Annotated in this window: 15 protein-coding genes; 13 read left to right on the plus strand and 2 right to left on the minus strand. The window is 67.9% G+C overall.

Going from position 1 to position 16326, the window contains the following annotated elements:
* The first annotated feature begins 21 nt into the window (after positions 1-21).
* The 3 genes from RUR49_RS23860 (at position 22) to RUR49_RS23870 (ending at position 3232) form a co-directional block, all read left to right on the plus strand.
* Complete coding sequence (locus RUR49_RS23860) at positions 22-1230, plus strand: ABC transporter substrate-binding protein (RefSeq protein ID WP_409148947.1); 1209 nt, start codon at positions 22-24, stop codon at positions 1228-1230.
* A gap of 110 nt (positions 1231-1340) precedes the next feature.
* Complete coding sequence (locus RUR49_RS23865; protein ID WP_409148948.1) at positions 1341-2228, plus strand: branched-chain amino acid ABC transporter permease; 888 nt, start codon at positions 1341-1343, stop codon at positions 2226-2228.
* A gap of 11 nt (positions 2229-2239) precedes the next feature.
* Positions 2240-3232, plus strand: coding sequence for a branched-chain amino acid ABC transporter permease (locus RUR49_RS23870; RefSeq protein ID WP_409148949.1), 993 nt, complete (start codon positions 2240-2242; stop codon positions 3230-3232).
* A gap of 7 nt (positions 3233-3239) precedes the next feature.
* Here the strand turns inward: RUR49_RS23870 and RUR49_RS23875 are convergent, their stop codons facing one another.
* Together RUR49_RS23875 and RUR49_RS23880 are read right to left on the minus strand one after the other, a co-directional pair.
* Complete coding sequence (locus RUR49_RS23875) at positions 3240-3722, minus strand: hypothetical protein (RefSeq protein WP_409148950.1); 483 nt, start codon at positions 3720-3722, stop codon at positions 3240-3242.
* A gap of 105 nt (positions 3723-3827) precedes the next feature.
* Positions 3828-5087: an alpha/beta hydrolase family protein gene (locus RUR49_RS23880; protein ID WP_409148951.1), complete on the minus strand. Its 1260-nt coding sequence runs from the start codon at positions 5085-5087 to the stop codon at positions 3828-3830.
* 198 nt (positions 5088-5285) lie between these two features.
* Between RUR49_RS23880 and RUR49_RS23885 the strand changes: the two genes are divergently transcribed.
* The 10 genes from RUR49_RS23885 to RUR49_RS23930 all read left to right on the plus strand — a co-directional run bounded on the left by RUR49_RS23885 (position 5286) and on the right by RUR49_RS23930 (position 16264).
* Positions 5286-6173, plus strand: coding sequence for a Hint domain-containing protein (locus RUR49_RS23885; RefSeq protein ID WP_409148952.1), 888 nt, complete (start codon positions 5286-5288; stop codon positions 6171-6173).
* Positions 6174-6379: 206 nt separating this feature from the next.
* Positions 6380-7546, plus strand: a complete 1167-nt coding sequence (locus RUR49_RS23890) for a transporter substrate-binding domain-containing protein (RefSeq protein WP_409148953.1) — start codon at positions 6380-6382, stop codon at positions 7544-7546.
* A gap of 27 nt (positions 7547-7573) precedes the next feature.
* Entirely contained in the window at positions 7574-8182 is a 609-nt protein-coding gene (locus tag RUR49_RS23895; protein WP_409148954.1) for an ANTAR domain-containing response regulator, read from the plus strand.
* 321 nt (positions 8183-8503) lie between these two features.
* Positions 8504-9754: an ABC transporter substrate-binding protein gene (locus tag RUR49_RS23900; protein WP_409148955.1), complete on the plus strand. Its 1251-nt coding sequence runs from the start codon at positions 8504-8506 to the stop codon at positions 9752-9754.
* An 86-nt stretch (positions 9755-9840) separates the two neighbouring features.
* Positions 9841-10734, plus strand: coding sequence for an urea ABC transporter permease subunit UrtB (gene urtB, locus RUR49_RS23905; protein ID WP_409148956.1), 894 nt, complete (start codon positions 9841-9843; stop codon positions 10732-10734).
* A 3-nt stretch (positions 10735-10737) separates the two neighbouring features.
* Positions 10738-11889 (plus strand): urea ABC transporter permease subunit UrtC, encoded by a 1152-nt coding sequence (gene urtC, locus RUR49_RS23910; RefSeq protein WP_409148957.1) that lies wholly within the window; start codon positions 10738-10740, stop codon positions 11887-11889.
* Positions 11890-11900: 11 nt separating this feature from the next.
* Complete coding sequence (urtD, locus tag RUR49_RS23915) at positions 11901-12653, plus strand: urea ABC transporter ATP-binding protein UrtD (RefSeq protein ID WP_409149000.1); 753 nt, start codon at positions 11901-11903, stop codon at positions 12651-12653.
* Between the two features lie 14 nt (positions 12654-12667).
* Positions 12668-13363 carry an urea ABC transporter ATP-binding subunit UrtE gene (gene urtE, locus RUR49_RS23920; RefSeq protein WP_409149001.1) on the plus strand — a complete coding sequence of 232 codons (696 nt, stop codon included), beginning with the start codon at positions 12668-12670 and terminating at the stop codon, positions 13361-13363.
* Between the two features lie 304 nt (positions 13364-13667).
* Positions 13668-14705 (plus strand): aliphatic amidase, encoded by a 1038-nt coding sequence (locus RUR49_RS23925; protein WP_409148958.1) that lies wholly within the window; start codon positions 13668-13670, stop codon positions 14703-14705.
* 230 nt (positions 14706-14935) lie between these two features.
* Positions 14936-16264 (plus strand): purine-cytosine permease family protein, encoded by a 1329-nt coding sequence (locus RUR49_RS23930; protein ID WP_409148959.1) that lies wholly within the window; start codon positions 14936-14938, stop codon positions 16262-16264.
* Positions 16265-16326: the final 62 nt, after the last annotated feature.

The raw sequence follows: 16326 nt of genomic DNA on the forward strand, positions 1-16326 counted from the left end.
ACTTCAAGGGAGAGAACGCAAATGACCTTCAGAACCCTTCTGCTCGGCGCCGCCGGCGCCTGCATCCTCGCCGGCAGCGCGGCCGCCCAGGGCTTCCAGAACGACGGCGTCAAGATCGGCGTGCTGACCGACATGTCGGGCACCTATTCCGACATCGCCGGCCAGGGCTCGGTCGTCGCCGCCCAGATGGCGATCGAGGACTTCGGCAAGCCGCTCAACGGCAAGACGGTCGAGGTCGTCTCCGCCGACCACCAGAACAAGGCTGACATCTCCTCGGCGACGGCGCGGCAGTGGTACGACGCTGAGGGCGTCGACGCGATCTTCGACCTGGTGACGTCGGCGACCGCGCTTGCGGTGCGCGAAGTGGCGCGCGAGCGCGGCAAGATCGACATGGTATCGGGCGCCGCGACGACGGCGCTGACCGGCAAGGCGTGCTCGCCGACCGGCTTCCACTGGGCCTACGACACCGCGGCGCTGGCGAACGGCACCGGCGGCGCCACCGTGAAGAACGGCGGCGACACCTGGTTCTTCATCACCGCCGACTACGCCTTCGGCCACGCGCTCGAGGCCGACACCTCGGCGGTGATCGAGAAGGACGGCGGCAAGGTGCTCGGTGCCGTCCGCCATCCGTTCCCGAACTCCGACTTCTCCTCCTTCCTGCTGCAGGCGCAGGCCTCCGGCGCCAAGGTGATCGGCCTCGCCAACGCCGGCCAGGACACCACCAACGCCATCAAGCAGGCGGCGGAGTTCGGCATCGTCGAGAGCGGCCAGAGCCTCGCCTCGCTGCTGATGTTCATCTCCGACGTGCACAGCCTCGGCCTGCCGGCCGCGCAGGGCCTGCTGCTCACCACCGGCTACTACTGGGATCTCGACGACGAGAGCCGGCCGTTCGCGCAGCGCTTCTTCGAGAAGACCGGCAAGATGCCGACGATGGTGCACGCCGGCGTCTATTCCTCGGTGCTCCACTATCTGAAGGCCGTGGATGCCGCCGGTACCGACGACGGCAAGACGGTCGCCGCCAAGATGCACGAGATGCCCGTGGACGACTTCTTCGCCCGCAACGGCGAACTGCGCGTCGATGGCCGGCTGGTGCACGACATGTACCTCGCCCGCGTGAAGAAGCCGGAGCAGTCGACGAAGCCCTGGGACTATTTCGAGATCGTCGCGACCATCCCGGGCGACCAGGCCTACAAGCCGCTCTCGACGGACTGCCCGCTCGTCACCCAGTGACGGCACGCTGACGCCAGCGCCCGCTGCCGCCCCGTGCGGCGGCGGGCCGCCCGGCCGACGATTGCCCGACGTCCCGTCGACGTTTCGTCGACGTTCCCCGGAGCCCGCCCGTGTTCGAACTCCTCGGCATCCCGCCCCAGGCGCTGTTCGGCCAGCTGTTGCTCGGCCTGATCAACGGCGCCTTCTACGCGGTCCTCTCGATGGGGCTGGCGCTGATCTTCGGGCTCCTCAACATCATCAACTTCGCCCACGGCGCCCAGTACATGATGGGGGCGTTCGTCGCCTGGATGACGCTGACCTATCTCGGCGTCGGCTACTGGGGGGCGCTCCTGATCGCCCCCGTGATCGTCGGCATCGTCGGCGCGCTGATGGAGCGGGTGCTCTTGCGCCGGCTCGCCGGCCTCGACCACCTCTACGGGCTGCTGCTCACTTTCGGACTGGCGCTCCTGATGGAGGGCGTGTTCCGCGAAGCCTACGGCGTCTCGGGCCTGCCCTATGCGATCCCGCCGGAGCTCTCCGGCGGCGTCAATCTCGGCTTCATGTTCCTGCCCTGGTACCGGGCGTGGGTGGTGGTGGCGGCGGTGGTCGTCTGCCTCGTCGTGTGGCTGGCGATCGAGCGCACCCGCCTCGGCGCACTGCTGCGGGCCGCGACGGAGAACCCGACGCTGGTGCGTGCCTTCGGCGTCGACGTGCCGAAGCTCGTGACGCTCACCTACGGGCTCGGCGTCGGGCTCGCGGGCTTCGCCGGCGTGCTCGCCGCGCCGATCTACTCGGTCAACCCGCTGATGGGCTCGAACCTCATCATCGTCGTCTTCGCCGTGGTGGTGATCGGCGGCATGGGCTCGATCCTCGGCTCAGTCGTCACGGGCTTCGCCCTCGGCCTCGTCGAGGGGCTGACCAAGGTGTTCTACCCGGAGGCGGCGAGCGTCGTGATCTTCGTCATCATGGCGATCGTCCTGCTGGTCCGCCCGGCAGGCCTGTTCGGCCGCGCGGCCTGAGGAGACGGACCATGGTCGACCGCTCCCTCGAAGCTCCCGCCGCCGGCAAGGCTTCTGTTGCCGGAAAGTCCGGCCTGTCGATGAAGACGGTGGCGATCGTCGCCGTCTGCGTCGTGCTCGCTGTGGCTGCACCCTTCGTGCTCTACCCCGTCTTCGTCATCAAGGCGCTGTGCTTCGCGCTGTTCGCCTGCGCGCTGAACCTCCTGCTCGGCTATGCGGGGCTGCTGTCGTTCGGCCACGCCGCCTTCTTCGGCATGTCGGCCTATGTGACGGCGCACGCGGTGAAGGTGTGGGCGCTGCCGACCGAGCTCGGCATCCTCGCCGGCGTGGTGGTCGCGGCCGGACTTGGCGTTCTCTTCGGCGTGCTCGCCATCCGCCGCCAGGGCATCTACTTCGCGATGATCACGCTGGCGCTCGCCCAGATGGTCTACTTCTTCGCCCTGCAGGCGCCGTTCACCGGCGGCGAGGACGGCATCCAGGCGGTGCCGCGCGGCTACCTCCTCGGCTTCATCGACCTGTCGAACCCCTTCGCCATGTACTTCTTCGTGCTGGCGGTGTTCGTCGCGGCGGTCTTCCTCATCCACCGCACGGTGCACTCGCCGTTCGGCCAGGTGCTGCGGGCGATCCGGGACAACGAGCCGCGCGCGATCTCGCTCGGCTATGACGCCGATCGCTACAAGCTGATGGCCTTCGTGCTGTCGGCCTCGCTCGCCGGCCTCGCCGGCTCGCTGAAGGCGCTGACGTTCCAGCTCGCGTCGCTGACCGACGTGCACTGGCACATGTCGGGCGAGGTGGTGCTGATGACGCTGCTCGGCGGCATGGGCACGATCCTCGGGCCGGCCGTCGGCGCGGCGCTGGTCGTCACCATCCAGAACTACTTCTCGAGCTTCGGCGCCTGGGTGACGATCATCCAGGGGGCGATCTTCGTCGTCGTCGTCCTCCTGTTCCGCCGCGGCATCGTCGGCGAACTGCAGGCGCTCTTCGAGAAGCTCGGGCGGCGCTAGGCGGCCCTCACTTCCAGAACGGCTCCGGCCCGCCGCAGGCGGCGAACTGGTTGTCGTTGTTGAGCGTCAGCCGGCCGAAGGTCTGGGTGCGGCCGACGGACTCGAGCGGCACGAAGATCAGGCTGCGCTGCTTGGCGCCCGTCGCCGCGCCGGCGTTCGCGACCTCGCAGAGGCGCAGCCAGTTCGCCTTGCGGGCGGCGCGGCCGTCGGGCTCGAGCACCAGATAGAACGACGAATAGGAGACGAAGGCGAAGCGGACGGCCGCCTCGCCATCGAGCGCCTTGCAGGCGGCGAGATTGGCGGTGAGGGCCGTCGCCATCGCCTCCTCGTCGGCAGCGCTCTGCCCGGCGGCCACCTTCTTGGCCCGCTCCGCCTCGATGATCTGGTGGAAATACTCCCGCGACTGCTCGCAGCCGTCGGTGATGCGCAGCGCCGCCGCCGGCGCGCACGACAGTCCCAGAGCGGCAAACGCCGCCAGCCAACGCCACATGACCCCGTCCCCCGACGGCACCGCCCCAGCGGTGACGGCGTCGATTTCGCGCGCGAATGCCGCGGAAATCAAGGCCGCCGTCGACGGGCCGCCGAGTGGGCCGGTTCAGAGCGGCGACTTGACGACCTTGCCGGAGGATTCGACGAACCACTCCTCGCTCGCCATCGGCTGGCCGTCGAGGCGGGCGGCGATCCAGTCGGCCATGTAGCCCTGCGGGTGCGGCCCGTTCGCCGCCGCCGGGCCGCCGACGGAATGGCGCGAACCCTGGTAGACGAGGAGCTGCTTCGGGCCACTGAGCGCCGCCAGCAGGCCGCGGGTGTGCTCGATCGGGCTCAGTTCATCGAACTCGCCGGCCATGCAGAGGTACGGCACCTTGATGCGGTCGGCGTGGCCCTTCCAGGAGATCGTCTGGCGGAAGCTGTCGAACTCCGCCTCGTCGGTCATGCCGCACATGAACATGAAGCGCTGCTTGAAGGTCGGCGAGGCCTCCTCGAAGATCGTCTGGCAACCCGGCTCGTGGCAGGTGGCGCTGACGGCGCAGGCGCGGATGCGCGGCTCGTGGGCGGTCAGGATCGTGCCGAAGAACGAGCCGAAGCTGCGACCGGCGAGCGCGATGCGGCCCGCATCCACCTCAGGCCGCGCGGCGAGCCAGTCGACGGCGGCAGGTCCCGTGGCGATCCAGTTCTCCATGCTGAAGAACACGTCCATCAGCGGCGCCTCGTACTGGCCGGGGCCGTCGAGGGCGAGCACCGCCATGCCGCGCGACAGGAAGCGGTCGCCGTACATCGACACGACGCCTTCCTTGAACGAGTCCATGCCGGGGATGGAGATCACCGTCGGCAGCTTTCCGCCGGTGTAGCCCGGCGGCAGGTGGAACCACGCCGGCAGCACCTTGTCGCCGAAGGGCACGAACACCTCCTCGACGCGGTGGTCGGCGAGGCGGGCGTAGGCGCGGTAGCAGTCGCGCTTGGCCGTGTTGTAGCGGTGGTTGGTCTCGTCGGCCTCGTCGATCGGCCACTGCGCGCCGCCCCACAGGATTGAGGCGATGAAGTAGTTCTCACGTGCGGTGACGGGGCGGCCTTCGGCCTCCGCCGCCTCGGCCTTGGCCTGGCGCCGGCGGGCGGCCGCCTCGAAGGCGGGGGCGGCATCGGCGAACTTCTTCACCTGCGCCCGGAGCGCGGCGAAGTCGGCGTTCGCCTCCGGCCCGCAGGGGGCGTTGAGGTAGACGGAGCGCGGCTGGTCCCAGTCGATGCCGTTCGCCTGGATGACGTTGTCGACGAGCCAGCGCTGATCGGCCCACCGCCGCGTATGCGGCCGCCCGCCGTGTGCGGCGCCCGCTGCCTTGCTCGTTCCTGCTTCGCTCACGCCACGCTCTCCCATCGACGCTTCCTCGGTCTGACGTAGGCTTACTGCCCTCATCTCGTAATACAATCGTATGAGGGGGTGGTGTCAAACGAGCCGCTCGGCCATCACCGGGCGCAGGCGCAGCCCCTCTTCCTCTCCTCGGACCCGTGCCCTAGATTGCCATCGCCCCTGCAGGGCCCGTTGAGATCGGGGGATTTCATGGCGACGTTCGTCAGTCAATTCCGGTACTTGCTGATCGAGACCAGCGAGAACGTCTACGAGACCGACGGCACCCCGTTGACCGCGGGCCTCACGGCATCCGACGGCCTCGGCGACACGCAGTTCACCTTCGGGGAGACCATCGACCTCCAGGGCGACCCGGACGACTACACCTTCGTCGGCAGCTTCGGATCCGGGTGGATCGGTGAGTCCCTCGAGGGCATCTTCTGGCTCTTCACCAACGACAGCACGATTGCGGACGGCACGGTCATCAACGCCGACACCAACCCCTTCACCGTCTGCTTCCTCCCCGGCACGATGATCGCGACGCCGGAGGGGCCGCGCGCTGTCGAGACGCTGGCGGCCGGAGACCTCGTCCGTCTCGCCGACGGCCGGGCCGTGCCGGTTCGGTGGCTCGGGGTGCAGACGATCGTGAAGGTCTTCGCGGAACCGCTGCGCTCCTTCCCAATCCGCATCGCGGCCGGCGCCCTCGGCGAGGGCCTGCCGGTGCGTGACCTCTTCGTCTCACCGGACCACGCGCTGTTCCTCGACGGCGCCCTCGTGCAGGCCGGCGCCCTCGTCAACGGCTCCACGGTCTGCCGCGTCGCCGAGGTGCCGGAAACCTTCCGCTACGTCCACGTCGAGCTCGACGAGCACGCGCTGCTTCTCGCTGAGGATGTTCCCGCCGAGAGCTTCCTCGACACCGTCACCCGCCGGCGCTTCGACAACGCCGCCGACTACGAGGCGTGCTTCGGGGCGGCGACCGCGCGCATCCCGGAGATGGCGGTGCCGCGGGTGAAGTCGGCGCGGCAGGTTCCGCAGGCGACGCGGCGGCGGCTCGCGGAGCGGGCCGCGGCTCTCGGTTTCGGCGAAGCGGCGGCGGCCTGACGGCCGGGGCGGGCGTCGCCCCGCTCGCGCCTACGCAGTTTAGCCACCTTCCATCCCCGCGCGGCGGTGCTATGGTGCCGCCAGTGCGGGTCGCAGTGTGGCGACCCCGCGTCCAGGGTGGTGCAGCCCTCGCCCCGACACTTCGGGGACGAGGGCTTTTTTGTGCCGTCGCGACGCGATCTCGGCGGCGCTTGGGGAGAGCCTGGATGACGGATGCGGCGGAGGCGGGAGCCGCCTGGAAGGTCGGGGTGCTGTTCTCGCAGACGGGGGTGACGTCGGCGATCGAGAGCTCGCAGCTCAACGCGACGCTGCTCGCGATCGACGAGATCAACGCTGGCGGCGGTGTGCTCGGCCGGCCGGTGGAGCCGGTCGTCTACGACCCGGCCTCCAACCCGAAGCAGTTCCGCGTGCTCGCCGAGCGGCTGCTGCAGGTCGACCGCGTGCGGCTGATCTTCGGCTGCTACATGTCTTCAACGCGCAAGGCGGTGCTTCCAGTGGTGGAAGCCGGCCGCGGGCTGCTGTTCTATCCGACGCTCTACGAGGGCTTCGAATACTCGCCGCACTGCATCTATACCGGGGCCGCGCCGAACCAGAATTCGCTGCAGCTGGCGAAGTTCCTGTTCGAGCACTACGGCAACCGCTTCCTGCTGGTCGGCTCGAACTACGTCTATCCCTACGAGTCGAACCGCATCATGACCGACTTCGTCACGCAGTCGCGCGGCACCGTCGTCGACGAGATCTACGTGCCGCTGAATGCCGGCGAGGACGACTTCGCCAAGGCGCTGAAGCAGGCGGACAAGGCGCGGCCGGACGTGATCTTCTCGACTGTCGTCGGCCAGTCGACAGCGGTGTTCTACGAGGCCTACCGCAAGGCCGGCTTCGACCCGGCGACGATGCCGATCGCCAGCCTCACCACCTCGGAAGCGGAGGTCGCCTCGATGAGCGCCGAGGTGGCGGAGGGCCACATCACGGCGGCCCCCTTCTTCGAGGTGATCGCGACGCCGGCGGCGAAACGTTTCGTCGCCGCCTTCAAGCGCCGCGCCGGCAGCGATGCACCGGTCACGGCGGGGGCCGAGAGCGCCTATTTCCAGGTGCATCTCGCCGCCGCCGCGCTGGCGCGGGCCGGCACCGACGAGCCCGAGCAGATCCGCCAGGAGCTCCGCGACGCCGAGTTCGACGCGCCCCAGGGCCGGGTCCGCATCGACCGCGAGAACAACCACACCTACCTCTGGCCCCGCATTGCCCGTCTCGACGCGCGCGGCCGCTTCCAGATCGTCTGGAACCCCGGCGTGCGGGTAAAGCCCGATCCCTACTGCGTGTCGCAGAGCCTCGACGACTGGTCGGCCGACGGCTTGCAACAGATCCGTGCCTAGCGGCGCTCATCCGAGGGGGACGGGGCGATGTCGATCCAGATCCTGAGGGATCTGCGCGGACTGAGGGTCCAGGTGATCCACCCGCCGGATGGCGAGGGGGTGAGCCTGGTCGAGCACCTGCGCCGCATCGGCTGCTCGGTCGAGGCGCAGTGGCCGGTGCCCGAGGCCTTCGCCAGCACGGCCGACGTGGTGCTGCTCGCGGTCGATTCCGACAGCCGCGACGCCATCCGCAAGCTCTTGAAGACCGTCGACGGCATCCCGCCGACGATCATCGCCATCGTCGGCTACGAGAACCCGTCCACGCTGCAACTCGTGCTGGAGGCCGGCGCGCTCGCCGTCATCGAGCGGCCGGTGCGGCCGTTCGGGCTGCTCACCCACCTGACGCTCGCCCGCAGCCTGTGGATGGAGCGCCAGGACGCCGAGCGGCGCGTCCGCAAGCTCGAGCGCAAGCTCGCCGGCATCCAGAAGATCCAGCGCGCGAAGTCGATCCTGATCGCCAACCAGGGGCTGTCGGAGGAGGACGCCTACGCCACCATCCGCCAGCAGGCGATGGCCAAGCGAATCCCGATGGAGGAGATGGCCTCGGCGATCATCAATGCAAACGACCTCTTGACCTATCGCGGCAAGGGTGATTAGCATTTGACCGTGCTCGCGGGATGAGCATGTGAAGTTCTCCCGCCTGCACTGACCGAGCCACCAGCGTCGTTGGTTCGGTATGGCGAAGCAGCCCGGACAGCTCCGATCAGAGCTGTGCGGGCTTTTTTGTTTTCGCATCCCGCGTCGACAGCGTTGTCGCCGCGAACACTCGAGCTTTTCGGCGCGGGGCGCGAGCCTCGGCGCCGCACTTCTGGGTTTGCCCGCGAAGTCAACGTGATCGCTCACCGCGGTCACGACCGGAAACCTGTGCGCTCCGGACGGTGATCGGCCTGCGCACCAACGACCAGGGAGCCTTCCACGATGACGATCAGCCGTCGGACTCTCCTCAGGAACGGCGCGCTCGGCGCCTCCGGCCTCATTGCCGCCCCCTACTTCTTCTCGCGCACGGCACTCGCCGCCGAGGAAATCGAGGTGGGCGTGCTGTTCTCGCAGACCGGCGGTCTGTCGATCATCGAGAAGTCGCTCGCCGATGCCACCCTGATGGCGATCTCCGAGATCAACGCGAGCGGCGGCGTGCTCGGCAAGCAGGTCAAGGCGATCGTCGAGGACGGGGCCTCCGACCCGAAAACCTACAACGAGAAGGCGTCCAAGCTCGTCATCCGCGACCGTGTGCCGACCGTCTTCGGCTCCTATACCTCCGCCAGCCGCAAGGCGGTGCTGCCGGTCTTCGAGAAGCGCAACAGCATGTACTTCTACCCCACCTACTACGAGGGGTACGAGTGCTCGAAGAACGTCGTCTACACCGGCGCCGTCCCGAACCAGCAGCTCTCCAACTTCATTCCCTGGATCATCAAGAACCTGGGCAAGAAGAAGTTCTTCATCGTCGGCTCCAACTACATCTACCCGCGCGAGATGGCCAAGGTCTGCAAGATCCTGATCGAGCAGAATGGCGCCGAGTGGGTCGCCGACGAGTACCTCGAACTCGGCCATTCCGAGTGGGGCGCCATGGTCAACAAGATCAAGTCGTCCGGCTGCGACGTCGTGCTGTCCAACGTCGTCGGAGACTCGGTGGTCGCCTTCTATCGCGAGTTCAAGAACCAGGGCCTGTCGCACGAGACGCTGCCGATCTGCGCCACCGTGACCTCGGAGATCGAGATCGCCGCGATGGGGCCGGAATACGCCGTCGGCAGCTACACCTCGTTCCCGTATTTCATGGCGATCGACACGCCGGTGAACCACGCCTTCATCGAGCGCTACCGCAAATACGTCAACGATCCGAAGGCGGTGACCCACCACGCGCTGGAGTCGTCCTACTTCCAGGTGTTCCTGTGGAAGCAGGCGGTGGAGAAGGCCGGCGAGGCGACGCCGGACGCCATCCGCGAGGGCGTGCGCGGCCAGGAATACGACGCGCCGAACGGCCACGTGAAGGTCGATGCCGACAACCTGCACACCTACCTGACACCGCGCATCGCCGAGTGGCAAGCGGACGGCCAGGGCAAGATCGTCGACGCCTATCCCGAGCCGGTGATCCCGCTGCCCTACGTCGCCTACGGCGAGACGGCGGACAACCTGTTCTGCACGGCAAAGGGCCTCGACACCGCCAAGCTCTGAGGGCCGAGCCACGCTCGCCCCGGCCGGCGCGTGTCCCCCGCGCGCGCCGGCCACCCCTTCCTCCCGCGTCTCAATGCGGAGCCCGCATGATCGACGTCGTCTTCATCGGCCTCAGCCTCGGCTCGATCCTCCTGCTGGTCGCCCTTGGCCTCGCCATCACCTACGGGGCGATGGGCGTCATCAACATGGCGCACGGCGAGCTCGTGATGGTCGGCGCCTACACCACCGTGATGGCGGGCATCTGGCTGAACCTCGGCATCCTCGCCGCGATCCCGCTCGCCTTCGTGGTGACGGCGCTGCTCGGCTGGGTGATCGAGCGGGTGGTGGTGCGGCGGCTCTACGGGCGGCTGCTCGACACGCTGCTCGCCACCTGGGGCGTCGCGATCCTGATCCAGCAGGCGGTGCGGCTCGAATTCGGCCTGTCCTTCCTCGGCATCCACATCGAGGGCCTCGGACCGGGGCTGCAGAACGTCTCGGTCCCGGCGTGGCTGATGGGGGCGGTGCCGTTCGGCGGCGTCGAGATCAACGTCTACCGCTCCTTCATCATCCTGGTGACGGCAGTCCTGGCGCTCGTCACCTGGTTCATCCTCTACCGCACCGACATCGGCGTGCAGGTGCGCGCCATCATGCGCAACCCGAAGATGGCGGCCGCCTGCGGCATCGACGTGGCCCGGGTGAACGCGCTCACCTTCGCCTACGGCTCGGGCCTTGCCGGCGTCGCCGGGGTGATGATGTCGGGCTTCAAGACGGTGTTCCCCGACATGGGCACCGCGATGGTGGTCGACGGCTTCCTCGTCGTCGTCATGGGCGGCGTCGGCAGCCTGCTCGGCACGGTGCTCTCGGCCGGCATCCTCGGCCAGATCAACGGCGTCTTCGCCTCCTTCTCCAACGACATCCTCGCCCGCGCCCTCGTCTTCGGGGTCGTCATCCTCGTCATCGTGCTCAGGCCCAAGGGTCTGTTCTCCTACAAGGGGCGCTGAGCGATGCTGACGAAGCGCCACCTCGACTTCGCGGCCTATGCGATCTTCATCATCCTGATCATGGCGGCCCCGCTCGTCATGGACGAGTTCTGGCTGAACCGCGTCGCCAAGTATCTCGTCTTCGGCATGCTCGGCATCGCGGTCGCGCTGTCATGGGGCTATGCCGGCATCCTCAATCTCGGCCAGGGCCTGTTCTTCGGCCTCGGCGCCTACATGCTGGCGATGTCCCTGAAGCTCGCGAGCCCGACGAGCCTCGCCCAGGGCTCCGACACCCCGGTGCCGGACTTCATGCTGTGGAACGCCGAGCCCGGCGCCGTCACCGATCTCTGCTGCATCAACCGCGCCTCGTGGCTGTGGATCCCGTTCCAGAGTCAGTGGTTCGGCGTCGCCATGGGCCTCGTCGTGCCGGCGCTGGTGGCGGGCGCCATCGGCTGGGTGGTCTTCCGCAAGCGCATCGCCGGCGTGTTCGTGTCGATCATCACGCTCGCCTTTGTGCTGCTGGTGCGCCTGCTCATCATTGATCTGCAGCCGATCACCAACGGCTTCAACGGCCTCACCGACCTCGGCTGGTTCACCGTCGGCGGCTTCGAGTTCGACCCCTACATGGTCGAGACCTACTACGTCGTCGCCGGGTCGCTGGCGGTGGTGCTGATCCTGACGCGGCTTCTCGTCGAGACCCGCGCCGGACTGATCCTGCAGGCGATCCGCGACGACCAGAACCGGGTGCGTTATCTCGGCTTCGACGTGCCGCACTACCAGGTGTTCTTCTTCTCGGTGTCGGCGCTCATCGCCGGCCTCGCCGGAATGCTCTACGTCGTCGTCGCCGAGTTCGCCTCGCCGACCTTCATGGACCTCACCTTCTCCATCACGATGGTGGTGTGGGCGGCGGTCGGCGGGCGCTCGTCGCTGCTCGGGGCGTGCATCGGCGCCATCCTCATCAACACCATCGAGGCGACGGCGAGCGAGACCGAGGCGCTCGTCGAGGCGTGGAAGGCGATCATCGGCCTCGTCTTCGTGCTCGTCGTGCTGTTCCTGCCGCGCGGCATCGCCGGGTTCGCCGACGACCTCAGCAACCTCCTGCTGGCGCGGCTCAACCGTCGCCGCTCCGGCGATCCGGCGCGTGGCGGCACCGCGCCCGCCCAGGCGGCCGAGTAGGGGAGGGCGCGATCATGGCGGCAGCCCTCACGATCGACGGCATCGGCGTCGACTTCTCCGGCTTCAAGGCCGTCGACGGGGTGTCGATGGTGGTGGAGGAGGGAGAACTGCGCGTGCTGCTCGGCGCCAACGGCGCCGGCAAGACGACGCTCATGGACCTCGTCTCCGGTCGCACCAAGGCCACAAGCGGCCGCGTCTTCCTCTACGACGCCGAGATCACCAACCGCGAGGAGAACGACATCGCCCGCGCCGGTCTCGGCCGGAAGTTCCAGATCCCGAGCGTCTTCAAGGAACTCACCGTCCGCCGCAACCTCGAGGTGGCGAGCTGTTCGAGCCCGAGCGTCTTCCGCAACCTGCGCTTCGGCTTCACCGCGAAGGAGCGCGCCCGCGTCGACGAGGTGCTGGCGCTGACCGGGCTCGGTGACGCCGCCGACCGCCTCGCCGGCAACCTCAGCCACGGCGAGACGCAGTGGCTCGAGATCGGCATCCTGATGGTGCAGGACCCGAAGGTGCTACTGCTCGACGAGCCGACGGCCGGCATGACGCAGGCCGAGACGCTGCGCACCGCCGCCATCATCAACGCGCTGAAGGGCCGGCACACGCTCCTCGTCGTCGAGCACGACATGGCGTTCGTGCGCGAGATCGCCGAGCGCATCACCGTCATGCACCTCGGCCAGGTGCTCGCCGAGGGCGACATCGCGGCGATCGAATCCGACGAGCGGGTGCGCGCGGCCTATCTCGGCTCGAAGGGGATCCTGTCATGACGGATGCCCCCGCCCTGCTGACACTCGTCGACGTCAACGCCTTCTACGGCCGCAGCCACATCCTGCACGACGTCTGCATCAGCGTGCCGGCCGGCGAGATCACCGTCGTGCTCGGCCGCAACGGCACTGGCAAGACGACGCTCCTGAAGACGCTGATGGGGCTGACCGACCGCTCCACCGGCGAGATCCGCCTGAAGGACCGGCCGATCGGCCAGGAGCCGACCTTCCGCCGCGCCCGCGCCGGCATCGCCTACGTGCCGCAGGGGCGCGAGATCATCCCGGACTTTTCGGTCGCCGAGAACATCCTGATGGGCTCGTTCGCCGCAAACGGGGGCGGGCGCGAGGTGCCGAAGCTCGTCGGCGAGCTCTTTCCCTATCTCACCGCCAATCTCGGCCGACCGGGCGGCCTGCTCTCCGGCGGCCAGCAGCAGCAACTCGCCATCGCCCGGGCGCTGGCGGCGCGGCCCTCGGTCCTTCTCCTCGACGAGCCGACCGAAGGCATCCAGCCGAACATCGTCGAGGAGATCGAGGCGATCATCGTCCGGCTCAACCGCGAGCTCGGGATGACCGTGGTGCTGGTCGAGCAGAATGTCGCCTTCGCCCGCCGCGCCGGCCACCGCTTCGCGATGATGGAGAAGGGCCGCGTCGTCGCCTTCGGCCCGATCGACACCCTCACCGACACCGTCGTTCACCGCCACATGGCGGTCTGAGAGCCTGTTTGGGAATTGGAGGCGGTCGTGATGGAGGTCCGGCGAGTCGGATGCAAGGAGGAGCGGCGACGGCGATGCCGCGCATCGCGGAGCCGTTCCGACGCCGCAGGCGGCCGCCGGAACTCCACCTCCGGCGCGAGGAATTCGACCGCCCGCGGCGTCGGTGCCCTTGCCGATGCCCCCGGCATCGGCTGCGGCCACCTCCTGACGGATCGGTCGAATTGCTCGCGTCACGACCGTCTCCAATTCCCAAACAGGCTCTGCCAACCCGCGACAAGTCTCGCGTCCCAAGGAGAAAAAGCAAATGTTGCACGGTGACATCTCTTCCAGCAAGGACACCGTCGGCGTCGCGGTCGTCAACTACAAGATGCCGCGCCTGCACACCAAGGCGGAAGTGCTGGCCAATGCCGGCAAGATCGCCGAGATGATCAAGGGCATGAAGCTCGGCCTGCCGGGCATGGATCTCGTCATCTTCCCGGAATATTCGACCCACGGGATCATGTACGACTCGAAGGAGATGTACGAGACGGCGTCGACGGTTCCGGGCGACGAGACGGAGATCTTCGCCGAGGCCTGCCGCACCGCCAAGGTGTGGGGCGTGTTCTCGCTCACCGGCGAGCGCCACGAGGAGCACCCGAACAAGGCGCCGTACAACACTCTCATCCTGATGAACGACAAGGGCGAGATCGTCCAGAAGTACCGCAAGATCATGCCGTGGGTGCCGATCGAGGGCTGGTATCCGGGCAACTGCACCTACGTCTCCGACGGCCCGAAGGGCATGAAGATCTCGCTGATCATCTGCGACGACGGCAACTATCCGGAGATCTGGCGCGACTGCGCCATGAAGGGCGCCGAGCTGATCATCCGCTGCCAGGGCTACATGTACCCGGCGAAGGACCAGCAGGTCGTGATGTCGAAGGCGATGGCGTGGGCGAACAACGTCTACGTCGCCGTCGCCAACGCCGCCGGCTTCGACGGCGTCTATTCCTACTTCGGCCACTCGGCGATCGTCGGCTTCGACGGCCGCACCCTCGGCGAGTGCGGCGAAGAAGAGATGGGCATCCAGTACGCGCAGTTGTCGGTGTCGCTGATCCGCGACGCCCGCAAGAACGGCCAGTCGCAGAACCACCTCTTCAAGCTCGTCCACCGCGGCTACACCGGCATGATCAATTCCGGCGACGACGTCCGCGGCGACGCCGCCTGCCCCTATGACTTCTACAAGAAGTGGGTCACCGACCCGGAAGGCACGCGCGAGATGGTGGAATCCATCACGCGCGGCACGGTCGGCACCGACGAGTGTCCGATCGAGGGCATCCCGACCAAGAAGACAGCGCACCGCTGAGGTGCGCGGCACCGGCGGCAGTCGCCGCCGGTGCCGCCACCGCCGTGCCGCGTCGCGAGGAAGCGCCGACACGAACGACGCCCGGGTGGCGTGACGGATGCCCGGGCCCGCCCGCCGAGAGGCGAGCGTCTCCGACGAGAAGAGTATCCGGACGGCACGCGCCAAGGTGACCGCGCGCCGAGCCGGACTGGCGACAGAAAAATCTTCCTCTCAACATGGGGTTTACAGCAATGGCTGGCAACGCGACGAAACACGGTGGCCTCGAGCAGGCCGAAGACCAGGTCGATCTCATCCTCGGCGCCGAATATGAACACACGCCCGTGCCGCTCGCGGCGCGGCACTCGCTGTTCTCGGTGACGATGGTCTGGGCCGGCTTCCCGATGATCATCACCGGTGCGATGACCGGCTCGATCCTCGTCCTCGGCATGGGCTTCACGAACGCTCTGATCGCCATGATCATCGGCAACCTCGTGATGTTCGCCTATGTCGGCGCGCTCGGTTATCTCGGCACCAAGACGGGCATGAACTTCGCCCTCATCGCCAGCCAGGTGTTCGGCAAGAAGGGCTACATCCTCGCCTCCGGCCTGCTCTCGACGCTGCTGCTCGGCTGGTACGCCGTGCAGACCGGCATCACCGGGGCGCTCGTCTCCTCAACCTACGACCTCAACTACGTGGCGATGACGGTGCTGGCGGGCGTCCTCTACATCGCCATCACCTTCGTCGGCGTGAAGGGTCTGCACTGGATCGGCGTCGTCTCGATCCCGCTGTTCCTGGTACTCGGCATCTTCGTCGCCGGCCACGCCGCGGCGACGACCTCGTGGGACGCGATCTTTGCCTATGCCGGCAACAACGGCGTCGCCTCGATGTCGATGGGCGTCGGGCTGACGGTGGTGATCGCGCTGTTCATCGATGCCGGCACGGTGACGGCCGACTTCAACAGGTGGGCGAAGAACTCCACCCACTCGCTGATCTCGACCTTCAGTGCCTTCCCGGTGTCGAACCTCGTCGCCATGCTGGTCGGCGGCGTGATGACGGCAGCGCTCGCCGTTCCGAACGCCAACCCGTTCGGCGCCGACAACATGTTCGGCTACATGAACAGCATGCAGATCGGCTGGCTCTCGGTGCTCGCCTTCCTGTTCCTCTACATCAACCTCGGTTCGGTCTGCTCGCACTGCCTCTACAACGCCGCCACCGGCTGGTCGCGGATCGTCGGCAGCCACATGCGGCTGCTCGCCGTCATCCTCGGCGCCATCGGCATCGTCGTCGCCGCCGGCAACGTCTGGGCCTTCTTCATCGAGTGGCTGTCGCTCCTCGGCATCCTGGTGCCGCCGATCGGCGCGATCATCCTGGTCGACCGCTTCGTCACCCGGCCCGGCGTGGAAGCCTCGGCCGACTGGCGGCCGACCGCCTTCGGCGCCTGGGTGATCGGCTCCGTCGTCGCCTTCATCGTCGAGAAGATGATGCCCGGCCTGTCGACGGCGCTCTCGGCGATGATCGTCGCCGGCATCGCCTACTGGGTGCTGTCGGCCTTCGGCGCCCGCAAGCTCGCGACGACCTGAGGCGGGTCCGCCCGCACGCGACGAGACCGGCGGCGCCCCCGCCGCCGGTCACCACCCACGCC

The sequence above is a fragment of the Pseudoxanthobacter sp. M-2 genome (assembly GCF_046156265.1).
GTDB lineage: Bacteria > Pseudomonadota > Alphaproteobacteria > Rhizobiales > Segnochrobactraceae > CAMDHY01.